The organism is Limnohabitans sp. Rim8 (assembly GCF_945869175.1).
Classification (GTDB): Bacteria; Pseudomonadota; Gammaproteobacteria; order Burkholderiales; family Burkholderiaceae_C; genus Limnohabitans_A.
This window is the reverse complement of sequence record NZ_CAMBNZ010000023.1, coordinates 1-16,706: the sequence shown is the minus strand read 5'-3', so window position 1 is coordinate 16,706 and position 16,706 is coordinate 1. Positions and strand designations below refer to the sequence as shown.

Here is a 16,706-nt window from a genome sequence, read left to right as displayed (position 1 = left end):
ATCACATGAATTGCCTAAGCTGACAAGCATAATTCAGTTGTCTAGACAAGCTACAGGGTGCCACAGCGATGTTTCAATCATTTGACAGTGCCGGCGTGCAACGGCCCACCACCCGTCCCGAGTGGATGGCTTTGCTGGCCCGAGCGCCGCAAAAATTGCTGGACGGTGCACTGCCCATGGACAGTGGTGCCGCACCGCAATGGCTGCGCAAACCCGAAACGGGTTTGATGATGGTACAGGGCCGAGCAGGGGGCACGGGCGAGCGTTTCAACCTGGGCGAGATCACCGTGACCCGCTGTGCTTTGCGCCTGCCCGGTGCAGACGCCCAAGCCCCGGTGGGTGTGGCCTATGTGTTGGGGCGCAACCACCGACAAGCGCAACTGGCCGCCGTCGCCGATGCCCTGTTGCAATACCCGGCGCATCACCAAGGGTTGGAAGACAAGTTGTTGACCCCCGTGCGTGAACACCTGCAACAGTTGCAGGCGGTGCGCCATGAACGCGCCCAGACCACCAAGGTGGACTTTCTCACCGTGGCCCGCGAAGCTGGCGGTGGTGACGACGAGGGAGAAGACGCATGAACGCCCCCCACACCAGCCCCCCCGATTTGCAAAACGTCGTGGCCGGGTTCGACCATGAGGCCTTTGGCAGCCAAGCGGTGTTCCGCGTGGCACTCGAGGCCTTGTCGCACCCTGGCCGGGTGTTGGGCATGCCGTTGCAAAACGCGTTGCCGCGTCAGGGCCATGGCGCCGCAGCGGCTTTGCTGCTGGGTTTGCTCGACGCCGACACCACTTTGTGGTTGTCACCGACGTTGGCCCGCAGCGATGCGCCTGTTTGGCTGCGCTTTCACACCGGCTGCCAGGTCGTGGCCGAAGCGTCGGCCGCGCAATTTTTGTGGGTCGCGCAAGGGGACGACATGCCCCAGCTGAGCAGCCTGCAGGTGGGCAGCGAGGCTTACCCCGACCAGTCGGCCACGTGTGTGCTCGAAGTGGGCAGCCTGCACAGCGATGCTGGTGGCTGGCGGTTGCAAGGCCCGGGTATCCCTTCAGAGCGCCGCTTGCGGGTGGATGGCTTTCAGCCAGACTTTGCCGCCGAATTGGCCTTGCAATGGGCGGACAACCATGCCAGCTTCCCCAGGGGCGTGGACGTGTTTTTGAGCACCACCAGCCACATTGCAGGCCTGCCGCGCACCACCCGCATCCTGCCCGACACGGAGTCCTGACATGTACGTTGCCGTCAAAGGCGGAGAAACCGCCATCCTCAACAGCTACAAGCTGCTCGCCGCCCAACGCCGTGGCGACCGCTTGCAGCCGGAACTCACGGTGAGCCAGATTTGCCAGCAGCTCAAGCTGTCGGTGGACCGCGTCATGACAGAAGGTTCGGTGTACGACCCCGAGTTGGCGGCGCTGGCCATCAAGCAAGCCAGTGGCGACTTGGTCGAGGCCATTTTTCTGCTGCGGGCGTACCGGGCCACTTTGCCGCGTCTGGGCAACACCTGCCCACTGGACACCACACACATGCAGCTGGACCGCCGCATTTCGGCCACCTTCAAGGACTTGCCTGGCGGACAGGTCTTGGGGCCCACTTACGACTACACCCAGCGCCTGCTGGATTTCAGTTTGCTGGCTGAAGCCCAAACGCTGGACAGCGCACCCGGTGAAGCGGCGGTCGCACCCCGGCTGGACACGGCCCCCGAAGCCGTTCCCCGCGTGGTGGACTTGCTCAACCAGGAAGGCTTGATCGAGACATTCGAGCCGTTGGCAGGTGACCCCGCACCCTCGGACCTGACGCGCGAGCCGCTGCGCTTTCCGGCCGGTCGTGCCACCCGTTTGCAAAACCTGGCGCGTGGCGACGAAGGCTTTTTGTTGGCCATGGCCTATTCGACCCAGCGTGGTTATTCCCACACCCACCCTTTTGTGGGCGAGGTGCGCTTGGGACAGGTGGCGGTCGAGATCGAACCCGAAGAACTGGGCTTTGCCATCTCGATCGGTGACATCGAGGTCACCGAGTGCGAGATGGTCAACCAGTTTGGCGGCAGCAAAACCGAACCCCCCCAATTCACCCGCGGCTACGGCCTGGCTTTTGGCCACAGCGAGCGCAAAGCCATGGCCATGAGCTTGGTGGACCGCGCGTTGCGGGCTGACGAGTTGGGCGAAGCCATCGAGTCGCCCGCCCAAATGCAGGAGTTCGTGCTCTCGCACAGCGACAGCCTGGAGGCTTCGGGTTTTGTGCAGCACCTGAAGCTGCCGCACTACGTGGACTTTCAGTCCGAGCTGGAGTTGGTGCGCAAGATGCGCGCACAGCGGAATGAGCCGCAAGTGGCTAGCCAAGCCGCCCCACGCCTGAAGGACAACCCATGAACGCCCCCAGCGAATGGCCAGCAGTGGCTGACCTGAGCGAAGCACTGACGCAGAGCACCGCACCCGACGTGAACTTCGCGTATCTGGATGAGCGCACCAAACGCATGATCCGCCGCGCCATCTTGAAGGCCGTGGCCATTCCGGGTTACCAGGTGCCGTTCGGTTCGCGCGAGATGCCTTTGCCTTACGGCTGGGGCACAGGCGGCATCCAAGTCACCGCCTCGGTCATTGGTCCCCAAGATGTGCTCAAGGTCATTGACCAAGGCTCGGATGACACGGTCAACGCGGTCAACATCCGTCGGTTTTTCGAACGCACAGCCGGCGTGGACACCACCACCCGAACCCACGAGGCCACGCTGATCCAGACGCGCCACCGCATTCCCGAAAAGCCTTTGGCCGAAGGCCAGATCATCGTGTACCAAGTGCCCGTGCCCGAGCCCATGCAGCGCCTGGAGCCGCGCGAAACCGAAACCCGCACCTTGCATGGCTTGGCCGAATACGGCTTGATGCATGTGAAGTTGTACGAAGACATCGCCCGCTATGGCCACATTGCGACCACCTACGATTACCCGGTCATGGTGAACCAGCGTTACATCATGTCGCCTTCGCCGATCCCGAAGTTTGACAACCCCAAAATGCACATGAACCCGGCGCTGCAACTTTTTGGCGCAGGCCGCGAAAAACGCATTTACGCAGTCCCTCCTTACACCGCCGTGGAAAGTTTGGCGTTTGACGACCACCCTTTTGAGGTGCAAAAGTGGAACGCTGCGTGCGCGTTGTGCGGGGCCACCGATTCTTTCCTGGACGAAGTCATCACCGACGACGCGGGCGCTCGCATGCATGTGTGCTCCGACTCCGATTACTGCCAAAACCGTCAGGACGAAGCAAAAAGTTGGGATCTCGCAGCGCCGGGAGTGCTGCCCTCATGAGCCTGCTGATCCGCGAAGCCACCGAGGACGATCTGCCCGCCGTGCTGGCTTTGTATGCCCAGCCTGCCATGGACAACGGCGAGGTGTTGACATTGTCCGAGGCCAAGCAACTCTTGGCCCAGTTTCGCCAATACCCCAGTTACCGCTTGTGGGTGGCGTGTGAGGCGGCACCAGACGATTCATCCGATGCCGAGAGCGGCGGCCAAGTGGTCGGCACCTACGCCTTGCTCGTCATGCACAACCTGGGGCACCAAGGCACGCCTTCGGCCATCGTCGAAGACGTGGTGGTCAGCGCCCAGCGGCAAGGCCAAGGCATTGGCCAACTCATGATGCAGCACGCGCAGCAGCAAGCCCGGGTGGCCGGTTGCTACAAGCTGGTGCTGTCGTCCAACCAAAAGCGCGAACGCGCCCATGCCTTTTACGAGTCGCTGGGTTTTCAGCGGCACGGCTTCAGTTTTGTGATCGGGATTTGAGATGGACACCCAGGACGACACATTGCACCAGTTGCCACTTTTGCGTGTGCGCGGCGTGGGCAAAAGCTACGGCGACCGCGTCGCCCTGCAGGACGCCAGCTTCGACCTGTGGCCCGGCGAGGTCATGGCCGTGGTCGGCGAATCGGGCTCGGGCAAAACCACCTTGCTCAACGCCATTGCCGCACGCAGTCGCCCCGATGCCGGGCACGTGGAGTTTTTGAGCCGAGAGGGTCAGCTTCAGGACATTTACCGCATGAGCCAAGCGCAGCAGCGCTTGCTGGCCCGCACCGATTGGGGCTTTGTGCACCAGAATTCGGCCGATGGCTTGCGCATGGACGTGTCGGCCGGGGCCAACGTGGGCGAGCGCCTGATGGGTTTGGGCGAGCGGCATTACGGCCAACTGCGCCTCACCGCGCAAGACTGGTTGCAGCGGGTCGAGATCGACCCGGCCCGCATCGACGATGCGCCACGCACTTTTTCGGGCGGCATGCGCCAACGCCTGCAAATTGCCCGCAACTTGGTCACCCGTCCACGCTTGGTCTTCATGGACGAGCCCACTTCGGGGCTGGACGTGTCGGTGCAAGCGCGCTTGCTGGACTTGCTGCGTCAGCTCACCCGCCAAATGCAATTGGCGGTGGTCATCGTCACGCACGACTTGGCGGTGGCCCGCTTGTTGGCCCACCGCATGATGGTCATGCAGGGCGGCCAAGTGGTCGAAGCGGGCCTCACCGACCAGGTGCTGGACGACCCGCAACACCCCTACACCCAGTTGTTGGTGTCGTCGGTCTTGCAACCTTGAACCACAGAGAGCTTTTTTATGCTGCAAATGAAACAGGTGTCCAAGCGCTTCACGCTGCACCACCAAAATGGCGCTGAACTGCATGTGCTCGACCAAGTGGACTTGTCGGTGGGCCCGGGCGAGTGCGTGGTGCTGGACGGTCCCTCTGGCATGGGCAAGAGCACCTTGCTCAAACTTATTTATGCCAACTACCGCGCCACCAGCGGCCAGATCGAGGTGCGCCAAGCCAATGGCCGCGTGCTGGACTTGACGAAAGCTTCGCCCCGAGAGTTGGTGCGCATGCGCCGCGACACAGTGGGTTATGTCAGCCAGTTTTTGCGCGTGATTCCCCGTGTCTCGGCACTCGATGTGGTGGCCGAGCCCTTGATCGAAGACGCCGCTGACCAGCCCGAAGCCCTTGAAGCCGCCCGAGCACAAGCCCGCGTGTGGCTGACCCGCTTGCGCATTCCCGAGCGCTTGTGGCACCTGCCACCCGCCACTTTTTCGGGTGGTGAACAACAACGCATCAACATCGCTCGCAACATGATCAAACCGCGCCCCATTTTGCTTTTGGACGAACCCACCGCTTCGCTGGACGCGGCCAACACCCAGACCGTGGTGGATTTGATCCGCGAAGCGGTCGGTCGGGGGGCCGCGTTGGTGGGCATCTTCCACGACGCGCATGTGGGGGCTGCTGTGGCCACCCGCCGTGTCGACGTGGCCCAGTTCAGGAGCGCCCCATGAGCCGCGTGATGGCGGCTTCAACCGCATTCAAAAATGCCCGTCTGGTTTTGCCCAACGAAGTGGTGCAAGGCAGTGTGTCTGTCCAAGATGGCCGCATCCACGCGGTGGACCAAGGCGCGGCCTGTGACGCACAAGCTTGGGACATGGAGGGCGACTACCTCATGCCTGGTTTTGTCGAGATGCACACCGACAACTTCGAGCGCCACCTGATGCCCCGGCCCAAAGTGCAATGGGCCGAAATGCCCGCGTTGATCGCGCATGACGCCGAAGTGGCGGCAGCGGGCATCACCACCGTCTTTGACGCGTTGGGCGTGGGCGATGCCGACCCAGAAAGCTTGCGCGGCAGCACTTGGGACACGGTGATCCACACCATTGGGCTTTGCGTCCGTGAGAACCTGCTGCGGGCCGATCACCACCTGCATGTGCGCTGTGAGCTGCCCGCGCCCAACACCATCGATTTGTTCAAGCCCTTTCACGGACACCCCCGCTTGTCACTCATCTCGCTGATGGACCACACCCCGGGTCAGCGCCAATGGGAAAACATCGACGTGGCGCGGGTGTACTACACCGGTAAAAAAGGCTGGTCGAATGAAAAATTCGAACGTCAAGTGGCCTTGTCGACCGAGTTGCAAAACCGCTATGCCCAGCCGCATCGCGCTTATTTTGTGGACTACTGCCGCAGCCATGGCATCGCCTTGGCCAGCCACGACGACACGACCGCAGCCCATGTGGACCAAGCCCATGCCGAAGGCGCGAGCATGTCGGAGTTCCCCACCACCGTGCTGGCGGCACGCACGGCGCACCAGCACGGCCTGCTCAATGTGATGGGCGGGCCCAACGTGGTGCGGGGGGGGTCGCATTCGGGCAACGTGGCCGCGTCCGAGCTGGCCCGTCATGGTCTGCTCGACATTTTGTCGTCCGACTACGTGCCCGGCAGCATGCTGAGCGCTGTGCTCAGGTTGGTGGACGACGGCATCTTGAGCTTGCCCCAAGCGGTGGCCACCGTCACGCACAACCCGGCGCAAGCCACGGGCCTGAAAGACCGGGGCCAAATCGCGCCAGGCTTGCGCGCCGATTTGATCCAAGTGCGCGTGGTGGACATGGCCCAAGGCCAGCGCCATGCGGTGGTGCGTTCGGTGTGGCGTGAGGGCGTGCGGGTTCTTTGACGGACTTGGGCGTTGAAGGTGACATGGCTTGTCACGGTTGTTTCACGCGCCGTTCATAAACTGTCATTTTTCTTGAATGCCTTGCCATTGCCTTTGCCCATGCCCAACCCATTTTCGCGTCCAAGCTTGTCCCTGTTGGTGTTGGTCCTGGCTTTCGGCTTGAGCGCATGTGTACCGCGCCAGTTGCTGGTGAATGGCGCGGCCGATGCCTTGACGGCGCAAGGCCAAGCCGAAGAAGAGGACATCGGTTTGGCCCGTGAGGCCAGCGCTTTTTACCTGAAGTTGTCCGAGTCTTTATTGCGTCAGTCGCCAGGGCATTTGGCCTTGGCCGAGTCGGTGGCTTCGGGCTTCACGCAATACGCCTATGCGTTTGTGGCCTCGGAGGCCGAACGCATGATGAACACCGATGCCAAGGCGGCCCATCAACTCAACGAACGTGCCCGGCGACTTTACCTGCGCGCCCACCGCCATGCCATGGCGGCTTTGGCGCAATCCAGCCCTGGCCTGGTGGCGTCTTTGGCCAAGACCTCGGGGCCCCTGGCTGGGCTGCTCAAGCCCGAAGAGGTGGGTGTGGCCTATTGGGCGGCGGCCTCTTGGGGTGCATACATCGCTTTGTCCAAAGACGACCCCGATGCGGTGGCCGACTTGCCTTTGGCGGTTCGGTTGGCGGAAATGGTTTGGCGCTCGGCACCGACCTTTGGCCAAGGCTCAGCCGCCAGCCTGATGGGCAACTTTGAGGCCGCACGGCCCGGCGGCTCCATGGCCAAGGCGGCGGCCTATTTCGATGAGGCCATAGCGGCCGGTGGTGGACAAAATCCGGGCCCCTTGGTGGCCAAAGCGGAGGCGATCGCTCAAGCCGCGGGTGACCGCCAAGCCTTTGAGGCCCTGCTGCAACAAGCCTTGTCTGTGAGCGCCAAGCGCATGGACCTGTCCAGCCAGGTCATGCGCCAGCGTGCGCAGTGGTTGCTGGACAATGTGGATGATCTTTTTTGAATGGATGGAATGATGCGTTGGATGCCAACCCCACTTTGGAAAAAATGTGCAAGCGCCGCTTTGCTGGGCTTGCTGGTTTTGAGTGCCCCATGGACTCAGGCGGCCGAGAAGTCTTTGCGCATTGGTTCATTGGTGCCCAAAAACTCGCTTTACCACCGCCAGTTGCTGGACATCGCGGACAGCTGGCGAACAGCGCAAGGTGCAGGCGCCAAATACCTGGTTTATCCCGATGGCAGCCAGGGCGGCGAGGCCGAGATGGCGCGCCGCATGCGCATAGGGCAGCTGCAAGGGGCTTTGTTGTCGGTGGTGGGTTTGCGTGAAATTGAGCCCTCCATCGCGGCCTTGCAGTCCATGCCTTTGCTGTTTCGCAGCTGGGAAGAGGTCGATTACGTGCGCGAAAAAATGCGCCCGGCCATGGAAAAGAAGTTTCTGGACAAAGGCTTTGTGGTGTTGGCTTGGGGCGACGCGGGTTGGGTTCGGTTTTTCTCCAAGGAAGCAGCCGTCAGGCCCGATGACTACAAACGCATGAAGTTCTTTGCGTGGGGTTCCGAGCCAGACCAGCAAGCCATCATGAAAAGCTTGGGCTACACACCGGTGCCTCTGGAGACCACCGACATCTTGCCGGCGATTCAGACCGGCATGATCAATGTGGTGCCCTCCACGCCTTATTTCGCCTTGGCCACCCAGATTTACAACACCGCGCCGCACATGCTGGAAATCAATTGGGCGCCGATTGTGGGCGCTTTGGTGGTGACCCGCAAAGCTTGGGACGACATGTCGCCTGCGGTTCAGCAAGCTGTTCGTGTTTCCAGTGACAAAGCCGGTGCGCAGATTCGCACCAAAGCCCGCCAAGAGGTGGAAGAGGCGGTCGATGCGATGAAAAAACGCGGCCTCACGGTCAACAAGCCCAACGCTGAACAAATGAAAGAGTGGAACGAGCTGGCCGAGAAGCTCTACCCGCGCATTCGCGGCACGATGGTGCCCGCTGAAACCTTTGACGAGGTCATGGCCCACATCAAAACCTTTCGCGCTGGCAAAACCAAGTGAAGCGCTTGTTGACCGTTTTGCAGCGTCTCCGGCGCTGGGCACCACTGGATGAAACCTTGTCCTCGGCGGCGTTGCTGCTGATGGTGTTGATTCCGGTGCTTGAAATTTTGATGCGGCCCTGGATGGGCAGCGGCATTCAAAATGCCCCGGTGTTGGTGCAGCACTTGGGGCTGGTGTTGACCATGTGGGGGGCGCTGGCGGCTGAGCGGCACGGACACTTGACGACCTTGGGCGGGAGTGGCTTGACCGACAAAGACGGCCGCAAAGCCTGGACGTACGCTTTGGGCAATGGCGGTGCAGCGCTGGTTTGCGGCATGTTGGCCATGAGCAGCTGGCGTTTGGTGGCCAGCGAGCGGGAGGTGGCCCAGGTGCTGGCTTACGGCATACCGACTTGGTGGGTGCAAGCGAGCATGCCCCTGGGCTTTGCTTTGTTGGGTTTCAAGCTGGGCGCACGCTGTTCCCTTGGCGTGACGCTTCGCAGCTGGCTTGGCCTGCTGCTGCCCTTGTGTGGTGCAGGCTTGGCCGCGCAGTTCGATGGCGCAGCTGTTCCGGTGTGGCCCCCTGTGTTGTTGTTGGTGTTGGCACTGCTGGCAGGCGCCCCGATATTTGCGGTCTTGGGCGGCCTGGCTTTGGCTTTGTTTTGGCAAGACGGCATGCCCTTGGCTACGGTGGCATTGTCGCATTACCAGATCACCGTGAACCCTTCCTTGCCAGCATTGCCCTTGTTCACCTTGGCGGGTTTGGTTTTTGCGCGCACTGGTGCGGCCCAACGCTTGGGGCACTTGTTCGTGGCGCTCATGGGACAAGGCACCACGGGCACGGTGGTGGCCACAGCCTTGCTGTGCTCTTGTTTCACGGCTTTCACGGGGGGCAGTGGCGTGACCATCTTGGCCCTGGGCGGCTTGCTTCTGCCTTTGCTGCGCAACGCGGGCTACCCAGAAGGGCGCGGCATCAGCTTGGTCACCAGTGCCAGTGCACTGGGGGTGTTGCTGGCGCCTTCGGTGCCGCTCATCATGTACGCCATCATCGCCCGCGTGCCCATCAACACCATGTTTCTGGCCGGCTTGGTGCCGGCACTGGTGATGGTGGTGTTTTTATTGGTCTTTGGCGGTTATTTGCGCCGTGCGCCCGCGAACGGTATAGCCACTGGAGCTGTTCCAGCCCCAGCCCAAAGCGCGACCACCCCCCCGCAGTTCTGGCCCGCGGCTTGGGCGGCCAAATGGGAGATTTTGGCGCCTGTGGTGGCCATCGGATCTTTGGTCAGTGGCTTGGCCACACCCACCGAAAGCGCAGCCGTCACCGCCCTGTATGCCATCTTGACCCAAGCTTGGGCGCACCGTGAGTTGGGCTGGCGCCTGCTGGGCAAATGCCTGAGCGAGTCGACCCAAATCATTGGCGGTGTTTTGTTGATTTTGGGCATGGCCCTGGCGCTGACCAATTACCTGATCGACGCCGGCATTCCGGATGCAGCCATTGAGGCTGTGCAAACGGCCATTCCCAACAAGTTCATGTTCATGCTGGCACTGACGGTCTTTTTGCTGCTCGCTGGCGCGCTCATGGAAATCTACGCCGCCATTGTGGTGCTGGTGCCTTTGCTGCTGCCAGTGGCCATGAGTTATGGCATTGACCCGGTGCATTTCGGCATTGTGTTCTTGGCGGCCATGGAGATGGGGTTTTTGTGCCCACCTGCAGGCATGAACATTTATTTTTCGGCGGCCATGTTCGGCAAACCCGTGCGGGAGGTGGCAGCGGCCGTTTTGCCTGCTTTGCTGGCCATCTTCTTGGGCACCTTGGCCATTGCTTCAGTGCCTTGGTTGGCCACAGGCTTGCCTGGTTTATTCAAGGCATGACACACAAGCTTTCCGAGACTGTCAAAAGCCTGTCACATTGAATGCTCAGACTCGGCTTGTATAGACATCTTTCGAATTCAACATGGCTTTGCGCATTCAAAACCTCAACAAACATTTTGCCAATGGCAAACATGCGTTGCGCGACATTGAGCTGAACATTGCCGACGGCGAAATGGTCGCACTGATTGGTGCATCCGGTTCGGGCAAATCCACCTTGCTGCGCATGGTGGCCGGGTTGTTGGTGGCCGATGCCGGGCCCGGCTCGGTGATTGAAGTCAATGGCCAGTGCGTCCAACGTGAAGGCCGCATCGTCAGCGACATCCGCAGCATTCGCTCGCAAGTGGGATTTGTGTTCCAGCAGTTCAACTTGGTGGACCGTTTGCCCGTGTTGACCAACGTGCTGGTAGGGCGCTTGCACGCCATGCCCTGGCTGCGCGGTGTGATGGGCTGGTTCAATGCACAAGAGCGTTCTGCCGCACGCAAGGTGCTGACATGCGCCCGGCCGAGTTGTTCCGTGATTCGGGCAACATGAGCCAATACGCGGCCGAGTTTTTCCCGCCCAATTTCCGGCAGTGGCGCATGTATGTGGACGAGATGGTCATCACTTTGCAAATTGCACTGTGGGGCACCGCCTTGGCCGTGGTGACTGCGGTGCCTTTGGCGCTGTTGGCGTCCTCGAACATCGTGCCTTGGTGGGTGTACCAACCTGTGCGCCGCTTGATGGATTCGTTTCGTGCCATCAACGAGATGGTCTTTGCCATGTTGTTTGTGGTGGCCGTGGGCTTGGGTCCGTTTGCCGGGGTGCTGGCCTTGTGGATTCACACGGCGGGCATTTTGGCCAAGTTGTTTTCCGAAGCGGTGGAGGCGATTGACCCGCAACCGGTGGAAGGCATTCGCTCCACCGGGGCATCGGCCATGCATGAAATTGTGTACGGCGTGATCCCGCAAGTCATGCCACTTTGGATTTCTTTCACGCTGTACCGTTTTGAGTCCAATGTGCGCTCTGCGTCCGTGGTGGGTATGGTGGGTGCAGGCGGCATTGGTGTGGTGCTGTGGGAAATCATTCGCGGTTTCCAGTACGCCGAAACCTGCGCTGTGATGCTCATCATCATCGTGACTGTGAGCGTCATTGATTTGGTGTCTGCACGGATTCGTCAATTCTTTGTTTGAGGTGCACCATGTCCTTGACCCTGTCTGAAGTGGTTTCCCTGCTCGAGCGCCGTGGCCAAAATCAATACGGCATGGAAGCCATCAACCAGTTAGAGCACGCACTGCAGTGTGCGGATTTGGCCGAAAAAGCGGGTGAAACACCACAGACCGTGGTGGCCTCTTTGTTGCACGACTTGGGGCATCTGTTGGCCGCTGAACGAGAAGGGGCGAAAGAGCACAACACCGAACAGGATGATCTGCACCAGTTCATGGCGCTGCCCTTTTTGCGTGGCCTGTTCACCGATGCTGTGCTCGAGCCCATTCGACTGCATGTGGATGCCAAACGCTACCTGTGCTTGATCGAGCCCTGCTATTGGGCGACTTTGTCCCCGGCATCAAAACACAGCCTCGAGCAGCAAGGCGGTGTTTTCACCGAAGCCGAGGGCCAAGCCTTCATGATGCAGCCGTTTGCCGCAGAAGCCGTGCGCTTGCGCCGTTACGACGACCTGGCCAAAGTGCCCGCCAAAGTGGTGCCCGATCTGGCCCACTACAACGCCCACTTGCAACAAGTGGCTTTGACGGCGGCTTGAGCAGCTGCCTTGGCCACAGTGGTGGCGCAACCTGAATCCAGCGCCGAAAATCAAGGAGTTGATTTGATGACTTTGGGCGTGCAGTCCCGGCACAAAAACATGCGTTGGTTCAGCAAGCGCGTGAACGTGCCCAGCGACCGTGCTTTGTGAAGTCCGCAGCGAAAGCAACTCATCGTCGACATGTTCGCAGAATCTTGAAAGGGGGAGCCTCCCCCTTTGAATTTGTAGCGCAGCCCGTCGGACGCCAAAATGGAATCGGGTTGGAGGTGAACAAGGGGTTTGGTGGGTGCTGACATGGGGCCGCTCGTTCAATGGGTGTGAATGAAGTCAAGCCACTTCACAAGCTGTGGCCAGCCAAAGCTCATCGATGGCACGCAGTTTCGCGCTGTCAAATTTCTCGGTCTCTTCCCAATATCGGCCGGATTCGACCCAGTATCCCAGCGCAGACTCGGCTTGCAGTGCGTTTTGAACGGCCTGTGCGTTCAGCAATGGTGGGCGGGGCGCTTGGGTCATGCTTTCGAACACCTGCCATTCGACACGCGGAACCAAAAGCCTTGAGCGCGGTTGCCTTGACAAATTGAGCACCGAACAGCCTTGCAGATGGGCCATTGCCTGAAAACGCAAAGATTTGGCTTCAAGGCTTTGGAGGGTGACATCCGCACGCAAAGGGTCGGCTGTGCCCGTGCCGTAAAAATGGGTGGATTGACCGCCAGGTTTGTCGTACACCATGTCGCAGCCGATGTAGGCAATGACATCGGGTTTCAGCGCGCCAAGTGCCCAATAGCCCGCAGTGAACGACATGGTGCCCCCTGCATAGACAAAACCACCCAATGCGTTTTGAACCGGTACAAATTCTTGGGCTGTGACGACGCTTTTACCGTGCAGCGCGTCGACCCCTGGGTGTCTGTCCGTTGGAAAGTCTTCCGGGTAGATCCAGCAATTCCAAGAAGGGCAGGCCATCCATGCGTTGTTGATCACAACCGTGTGACTCAAACAAGAGGTGTCCCAGTCCGCAGCCCTGATGGCATCCGGTGCGCTGCCGACGATCAAGACTTTTTTCAACGCAGTTTTCATGGGTGCTCAGGCTGTAGACATCTTTAGATGGTCTATTTTGGAGATGACACGGTGATGAATGTCGGAGGATGTAGATAAACGTTGAAACGCTGGGCTCATCACGCATTGTCGCGATGTTCACAGTGGGGTTGGTCACATATTTTTCACAAAATTTTCACATGTGACCGGTCAGTCACCCTGAAAATGGTTTTTTTATCAAAAAGAGCAGTCCATGCGCGCCATCAAAAAAGTTCGACAGGTCATTGAGCAAAATCCACAAGAGCAAACCGCTCAAATTTTTTCACGCTTGATTTTGTCTTTGGTGGAAGAAGTAGACTTTGCGGTCAAAGACCTTTATCTGTTGGACTCGTCCGATTTCCAGTTGGCCATGGACATCCTGCAAGAATGGCGTCTTGACCGTTACTACATGGGGAAAGCCAAAACCTTCGACACCGCACAGCAAGCCCTGTCCTTGGTTAAACCCAAAAACAAGAAATGAAGCTGGACTATATGGAGGATTTTGGCCATGCGGATTGCGTCATTTGTAGGGCAAAAGGGGGGTGTGGGGAAAAGTACCCTGGCCCGTGTCTTGGCTGTGGCGGCTGCGCGCGAGCAGCACAAGGTGTTGATCGGTGACTTTGATCTGGAGCAATTGACCTGTGTGGAATGGAGCGCCATGCGCTTGCGCCACGGGATCGAGCCCGACATCGATGCGCGGGCTTTCAAAAGCTTGAAGAAATTGCGCAAGACGGTGACAGACTACGACCTTGTGGTGGTGGATACCCGAGGCCTGGCCGATGAACTGACCGAGGATGTCAGCAAAGAAAGTGACGTGGTTTTTTTGCCCACCGGCACGTCCATGGACGATCTGCGCCCCACCTTGGCTTTGGCCCGCAGACTGGCCAAAACGCGATCGGTGAGCAACAAAATCGTGCTCGTTTTGTCCAAAACAGGACGGTCTGAACGGCTGCTGGAAGAGGCAGAAGCCACCATTTCCGAGGCGGGCTTCGACATGCTCAATGCCGTCTGGCCAGAACGTGATGGTTTTCAGGCCGATCTCGATGTGGGTCGCGCCGGCAGCGAGTCCAGCAACCCTCACCTGAAACAGGCCGCCAAAGAGGTCGAGTTGGCCATGATGACCTTGGCGCTGGGCCGGTAAACGAAAGATGTGGACGGCGGTTGAAGACGCCGGTGAAGGTCAAAGGCAGCGCTTTGACCGTCACCCCTTTCTGACCAATGCCTTAAACCGAAAAGGCCAACGCTGAAACGTCATCGCGCCTGGTTTCCAGACCACGCCACTGGTCCACCACTGTTTTGGTTTGCATCATCAAAGCCTCAGCACCCAAATGGCGTTGTGACTCCAAATGCTGCAACAGGCGGCGAGGACCGAAAGCGCGGCTGTTGTCACCACCGGGTTGGTCGAGCACACCATCGGAAGCCATGAAGAATGTTTGGCAGTTGTCCAAAGGCAACTCGTATTCTTCCAACGCCGTGTAAGGCACTTGACCGGGGTAGCCCAAGGCTTGTTTTTCACCCAACAAACGGACAATGGGGGTGTTTTCTTTGGGGACGATGAAGCAGTTGGTGCGCGCCCCTGAGAAAGAAACCGTTTTCTTTTGGGTGTTGATTTTGCACAAGCCGGCGTCAAAACCGTCATTGGACTGGCAGTCTTCGCGGTCTTGGTTCAGCGCCGTGCGAACCAAGTTGCCCAATTTGGCCAATGCTTCGCCCGGTCCGATGTCGGGCTTTTCGGAGTAGATTCGGTTGAGCACGCTGACGACCAGCATGGACATGAGCGATCCTGGCACACCATGGCCAGTGCAATCGATCAGCGCCAAGGTGAATGAACCCTCAAAGTCTTCTTCTGTGCGCCAATAAACGTCACCGCCGACCACGTCGCGAGGCTCCCACAAAACACCCACAGAGCGCAAACCTTCTTGCAGCGCAACACGGTTGGGCAGCAAGCTGGACTGGATGCGGCCGGCGTAGTTCACGCTGTCCATCATCTCGGTGTGCAATTCAGCCAGGGCTTCGGCCCTCGCGTGGTTGGCTTCGACCAGGTAGTTGAGCATGTCGGTGTTGATGCCGATGCCGGCATACGTCCCGCTTTCGGTGATGAGAAAACCACCGGTACTCAGTGACAGGCCCAATTCCATCATTTTTTGCGAAACCTCGTCGATGCTGGTTTCGATGTCAAAGATAGGAAAGACTTCTTGCACCAGCATTTTGGCGCTTCGGTTTTGATAGACCGAAAAGTGCAGGGGGTTGGAGGCTGTGGACAAAGCGGCTTGCCGGTCAATCAGGCCAATGGCTTGCTTGTCTGCATTGAAAACCGGCACCACCAGAAGGTCATCGTTTTTTCTGAAGTTGGCGATGATGGCACCGCATTTTTCGGTTTCTAAGATGCCCTCTTGCTGGCGCAAGATGGATCGGACTTTTTGCTCAATCATGGGACTGGATTCCTTCTAAAGTGTTGGCCATATCGCGAAGACGAGCCACGAGGCTCAAACGGTCGGGCATGGACAAGTTGCCGGGTTTGATGACCATCTTGTCCAAACCTTTTAAGTCGAGGCGCAAGTCCGATGTGTGAGAGCGGTTGCTGTCGCTCACTTTGACGACGGCATAGGTTTTCACGGGCAGGGCAATGCCTTTGAGTTCTAACAAATCTCGCTCGGACACTTCCACAAAGTCTTTGACTTGTGCATAAGTCTCGTGAGAGATCAAAACCCCACCGGGCTCACACTTGCCCTCGATGCGAGCCGCCAAATTGACCTCGCCACCCAAGATGGTGTAAGCCATGCGGCTGTGGCTTCCAAAATTTCCTACGTTGCAGTAGCCCGTGTTGATGCCTATTCGGGTGATGAAGGGGTGTTGCAAACCTTCTCGCTGCCACTGGATGTGCAACTCAGCCAATCGCTCTTGCATTTCGTAAGCCATGCGCACACAGGCCAGGGCGTCCTCTTGAGGGCCACGACTTTCGGGATCACCGAAAAAAACCATCATGGCGTCGCCGATGTACTTGTCGATGGTCCCACCATGCTTGGCAGCGATATCCGACATCTCGGTGAAATACGCATTCATGTAGTGAGTTAGCACCTCAGGCTGGATGACCGATGAGATGTGCGTAAAACCCTGAATGTCTGAGAAAAAAACCGTGAGCAGCTTGCGTTGGGTTTTGATCTCAATCGATTGGTCGCCTTTGAAGATGGAGTCGTAAATTTGCCGGGGTAAATACTTGGCCAACTGACCCGCTACACCTTCAAGTTTTTTCTTCTCTATCTCCAGCTCATCTGAAACGGACTGAAGCCGCAGCTCATTCCTGTCGCTGATACGAATGATGCGCGAGAAATTTTTCAGCAACCGAGCGTAATCGGCTGTGAGCTTTGCATAAGTTTCAGGCGTGACAAGTTCTGGGGAATCGGCCAGAAGCTTTTCGCTTTCAACCAAGACCTCGTTTTCTTTGCCTAAAAAAGAATCGGTCACGCCAAGCCTGGAGTGTCAGTTAAAAAGCCACCATCTCGAACTCGGCTTTATCGAGTTCTTCGGCGAACTCTTCACCCAGCTCTTGCATGTTGTC

General features: G+C 58.9%; 19 protein-coding genes and 1 pseudogene. 17 read left to right on the top strand and 3 right to left on the bottom strand.

Translation table 11 applies throughout. The features are described 5' to 3' along the window. The first annotated feature begins 68 nt into the window (after positions 1-68). The 15 genes and pseudogenes from phnG to Q0O19_RS05485 all read left to right on the top strand — a co-directional run bounded on the left by phnG (position 69) and on the right by Q0O19_RS05485 (position 12,226). Positions 69-578, top strand: coding sequence for a phosphonate C-P lyase system protein PhnG (phnG, locus tag Q0O19_RS05555; RefSeq protein WP_295520798.1), 510 nt, complete (start codon positions 69-71; stop codon positions 576-578). Next, positions 575-1,219: a phosphonate C-P lyase system protein PhnH gene (gene phnH, locus Q0O19_RS05550; protein WP_295520797.1), complete on the top strand. Its 645-nt coding sequence runs from the start codon at positions 575-577 to the stop codon at positions 1,217-1,219. The genes phnG and phnH overlap by 4 nt, the downstream gene beginning before the upstream one ends. 1 nt (position 1,220) lies before the next feature. After that, positions 1,221-2,357, top strand: a complete 1,137-nt coding sequence (locus Q0O19_RS05545) for a carbon-phosphorus lyase complex subunit PhnI (protein WP_295520796.1) — start codon at positions 1,221-1,223, stop codon at positions 2,355-2,357. Beyond that, on the top strand, positions 2,354-3,286 hold the full coding sequence (locus tag Q0O19_RS05540; protein ID WP_295520794.1) for an alpha-D-ribose 1-methylphosphonate 5-phosphate C-P-lyase PhnJ: 933 nt from the start codon (positions 2,354-2,356) through the stop codon (positions 3,284-3,286). The genes Q0O19_RS05545 and Q0O19_RS05540 overlap by 4 nt, the downstream gene beginning before the upstream one ends. After that, positions 3,283-3,759: a GNAT family N-acetyltransferase gene (locus Q0O19_RS05535; RefSeq protein ID WP_295520793.1), complete on the top strand. Its 477-nt coding sequence runs from the start codon at positions 3,283-3,285 to the stop codon at positions 3,757-3,759. Before Q0O19_RS05540 ends, Q0O19_RS05535 begins: the two co-directional genes overlap by 4 nt. A 1-nt stretch (position 3,760) precedes the next feature. After that, positions 3,761-4,558 (top strand): phosphonate C-P lyase system protein PhnK, encoded by a 798-nt coding sequence (gene phnK / locus Q0O19_RS05530; RefSeq protein ID WP_295520792.1) that lies wholly within the window; start codon positions 3,761-3,763, stop codon positions 4,556-4,558. 18 nt (positions 4,559-4,576) lie between these two features. Further along, entirely contained in the window at positions 4,577-5,281 is a 705-nt protein-coding gene (gene phnL, locus Q0O19_RS05525) for a phosphonate C-P lyase system protein PhnL (RefSeq protein WP_295520790.1), read from the top strand. Beyond that, entirely contained in the window at positions 5,278-6,447 is a 1,170-nt protein-coding gene (locus tag Q0O19_RS05520; RefSeq protein ID WP_295520789.1) for an alpha-D-ribose 1-methylphosphonate 5-triphosphate diphosphatase, read from the top strand. The genes phnL and Q0O19_RS05520 overlap by 4 nt, the downstream gene beginning before the upstream one ends. Before the next feature lie 99 nt (positions 6,448-6,546). After that, positions 6,547-7,440 carry a TRAP transporter TatT component family protein gene (locus Q0O19_RS05515; RefSeq protein WP_295520787.1) on the top strand — a complete coding sequence of 298 codons (894 nt, stop codon included), beginning with the start codon at positions 6,547-6,549 and terminating at the stop codon, positions 7,438-7,440. 12 nt (positions 7,441-7,452) lie between these two features. Next, positions 7,453-8,487, top strand: a complete 1,035-nt coding sequence (gene dctP, locus Q0O19_RS05510) for a TRAP transporter substrate-binding protein DctP (protein ID WP_295520786.1) — start codon at positions 7,453-7,455, stop codon at positions 8,485-8,487. Further along, a complete protein-coding gene (locus tag Q0O19_RS05505; protein ID WP_295520784.1) occupies positions 8,484-10,337 on the top strand; it encodes a TRAP transporter large permease subunit in 1,854 nt (617 codons plus the stop codon). Before dctP ends, Q0O19_RS05505 begins: the two co-directional genes overlap by 4 nt. A gap of 82 nt (positions 10,338-10,419) precedes the next feature. Further along, positions 10,420-10,827, top strand: a pseudogene (locus tag Q0O19_RS05500) (ATP-binding cassette domain-containing protein); the annotation flags it as partial. A 2-nt stretch (positions 10,828-10,829) separates the two neighbouring features. After that, entirely contained in the window at positions 10,830-11,507 is a 678-nt protein-coding gene (phnE, locus tag Q0O19_RS05495; RefSeq protein WP_295520782.1) for a phosphonate ABC transporter, permease protein PhnE, read from the top strand. A gap of 8 nt (positions 11,508-11,515) precedes the next feature. Then, a complete protein-coding gene (locus tag Q0O19_RS05490; RefSeq protein ID WP_295520780.1) occupies positions 11,516-12,076 on the top strand; it encodes a phosphonate degradation HD-domain oxygenase in 561 nt (186 codons plus the stop codon). 21 nt (positions 12,077-12,097) lie between these two features. Continuing rightward, positions 12,098-12,226, top strand: coding sequence for a hypothetical protein (locus Q0O19_RS05485; RefSeq protein WP_295520778.1), 129 nt, complete (start codon positions 12,098-12,100; stop codon positions 12,224-12,226). 177 nt (positions 12,227-12,403) lie between these two features. Here Q0O19_RS05485 and Q0O19_RS05480 read toward each other — a convergent pair whose 3' ends face one another. Continuing rightward, positions 12,404-13,150, bottom strand: coding sequence for a hypothetical protein (locus tag Q0O19_RS05480; protein WP_295520776.1), 747 nt, complete (start codon positions 13,148-13,150; stop codon positions 12,404-12,406). A gap of 211 nt (positions 13,151-13,361) precedes the next feature. Here Q0O19_RS05480 and Q0O19_RS05475 point away from each other — a divergent pair, with 211 nt between their 5' ends. Both Q0O19_RS05475 and Q0O19_RS05470 read left to right on the top strand, forming a co-directional pair. Beyond that, positions 13,362-13,628, top strand: a complete 267-nt coding sequence (locus tag Q0O19_RS05475; protein ID WP_295520775.1) for a hypothetical protein — start codon at positions 13,362-13,364, stop codon at positions 13,626-13,628. A gap of 27 nt (positions 13,629-13,655) precedes the next feature. After that, positions 13,656-14,288 (top strand): ParA family protein, encoded by a 633-nt coding sequence (locus tag Q0O19_RS05470; protein ID WP_295520773.1) that lies wholly within the window; start codon positions 13,656-13,658, stop codon positions 14,286-14,288. A gap of 82 nt (positions 14,289-14,370) precedes the next feature. Here Q0O19_RS05470 and Q0O19_RS05465 read toward each other — a convergent pair whose 3' ends face one another. Both Q0O19_RS05465 and Q0O19_RS05460 read right to left on the bottom strand, forming a co-directional pair. Beyond that, positions 14,371-15,579: a SpoIIE family protein phosphatase gene (locus Q0O19_RS05465; RefSeq protein ID WP_295520771.1), complete on the bottom strand. Its 1,209-nt coding sequence runs from the start codon at positions 15,577-15,579 to the stop codon at positions 14,371-14,373. Beyond that, positions 15,572-16,612 carry an adenylate/guanylate cyclase domain-containing protein gene (locus tag Q0O19_RS05460; RefSeq protein ID WP_295520770.1) on the bottom strand — a complete coding sequence of 347 codons (1,041 nt, stop codon included), beginning with the start codon at positions 16,610-16,612 and terminating at the stop codon, positions 15,572-15,574. The genes Q0O19_RS05465 and Q0O19_RS05460 overlap by 8 nt, the downstream gene beginning before the upstream one ends. Positions 16,613-16,706 lie beyond the last annotated feature (94 nt).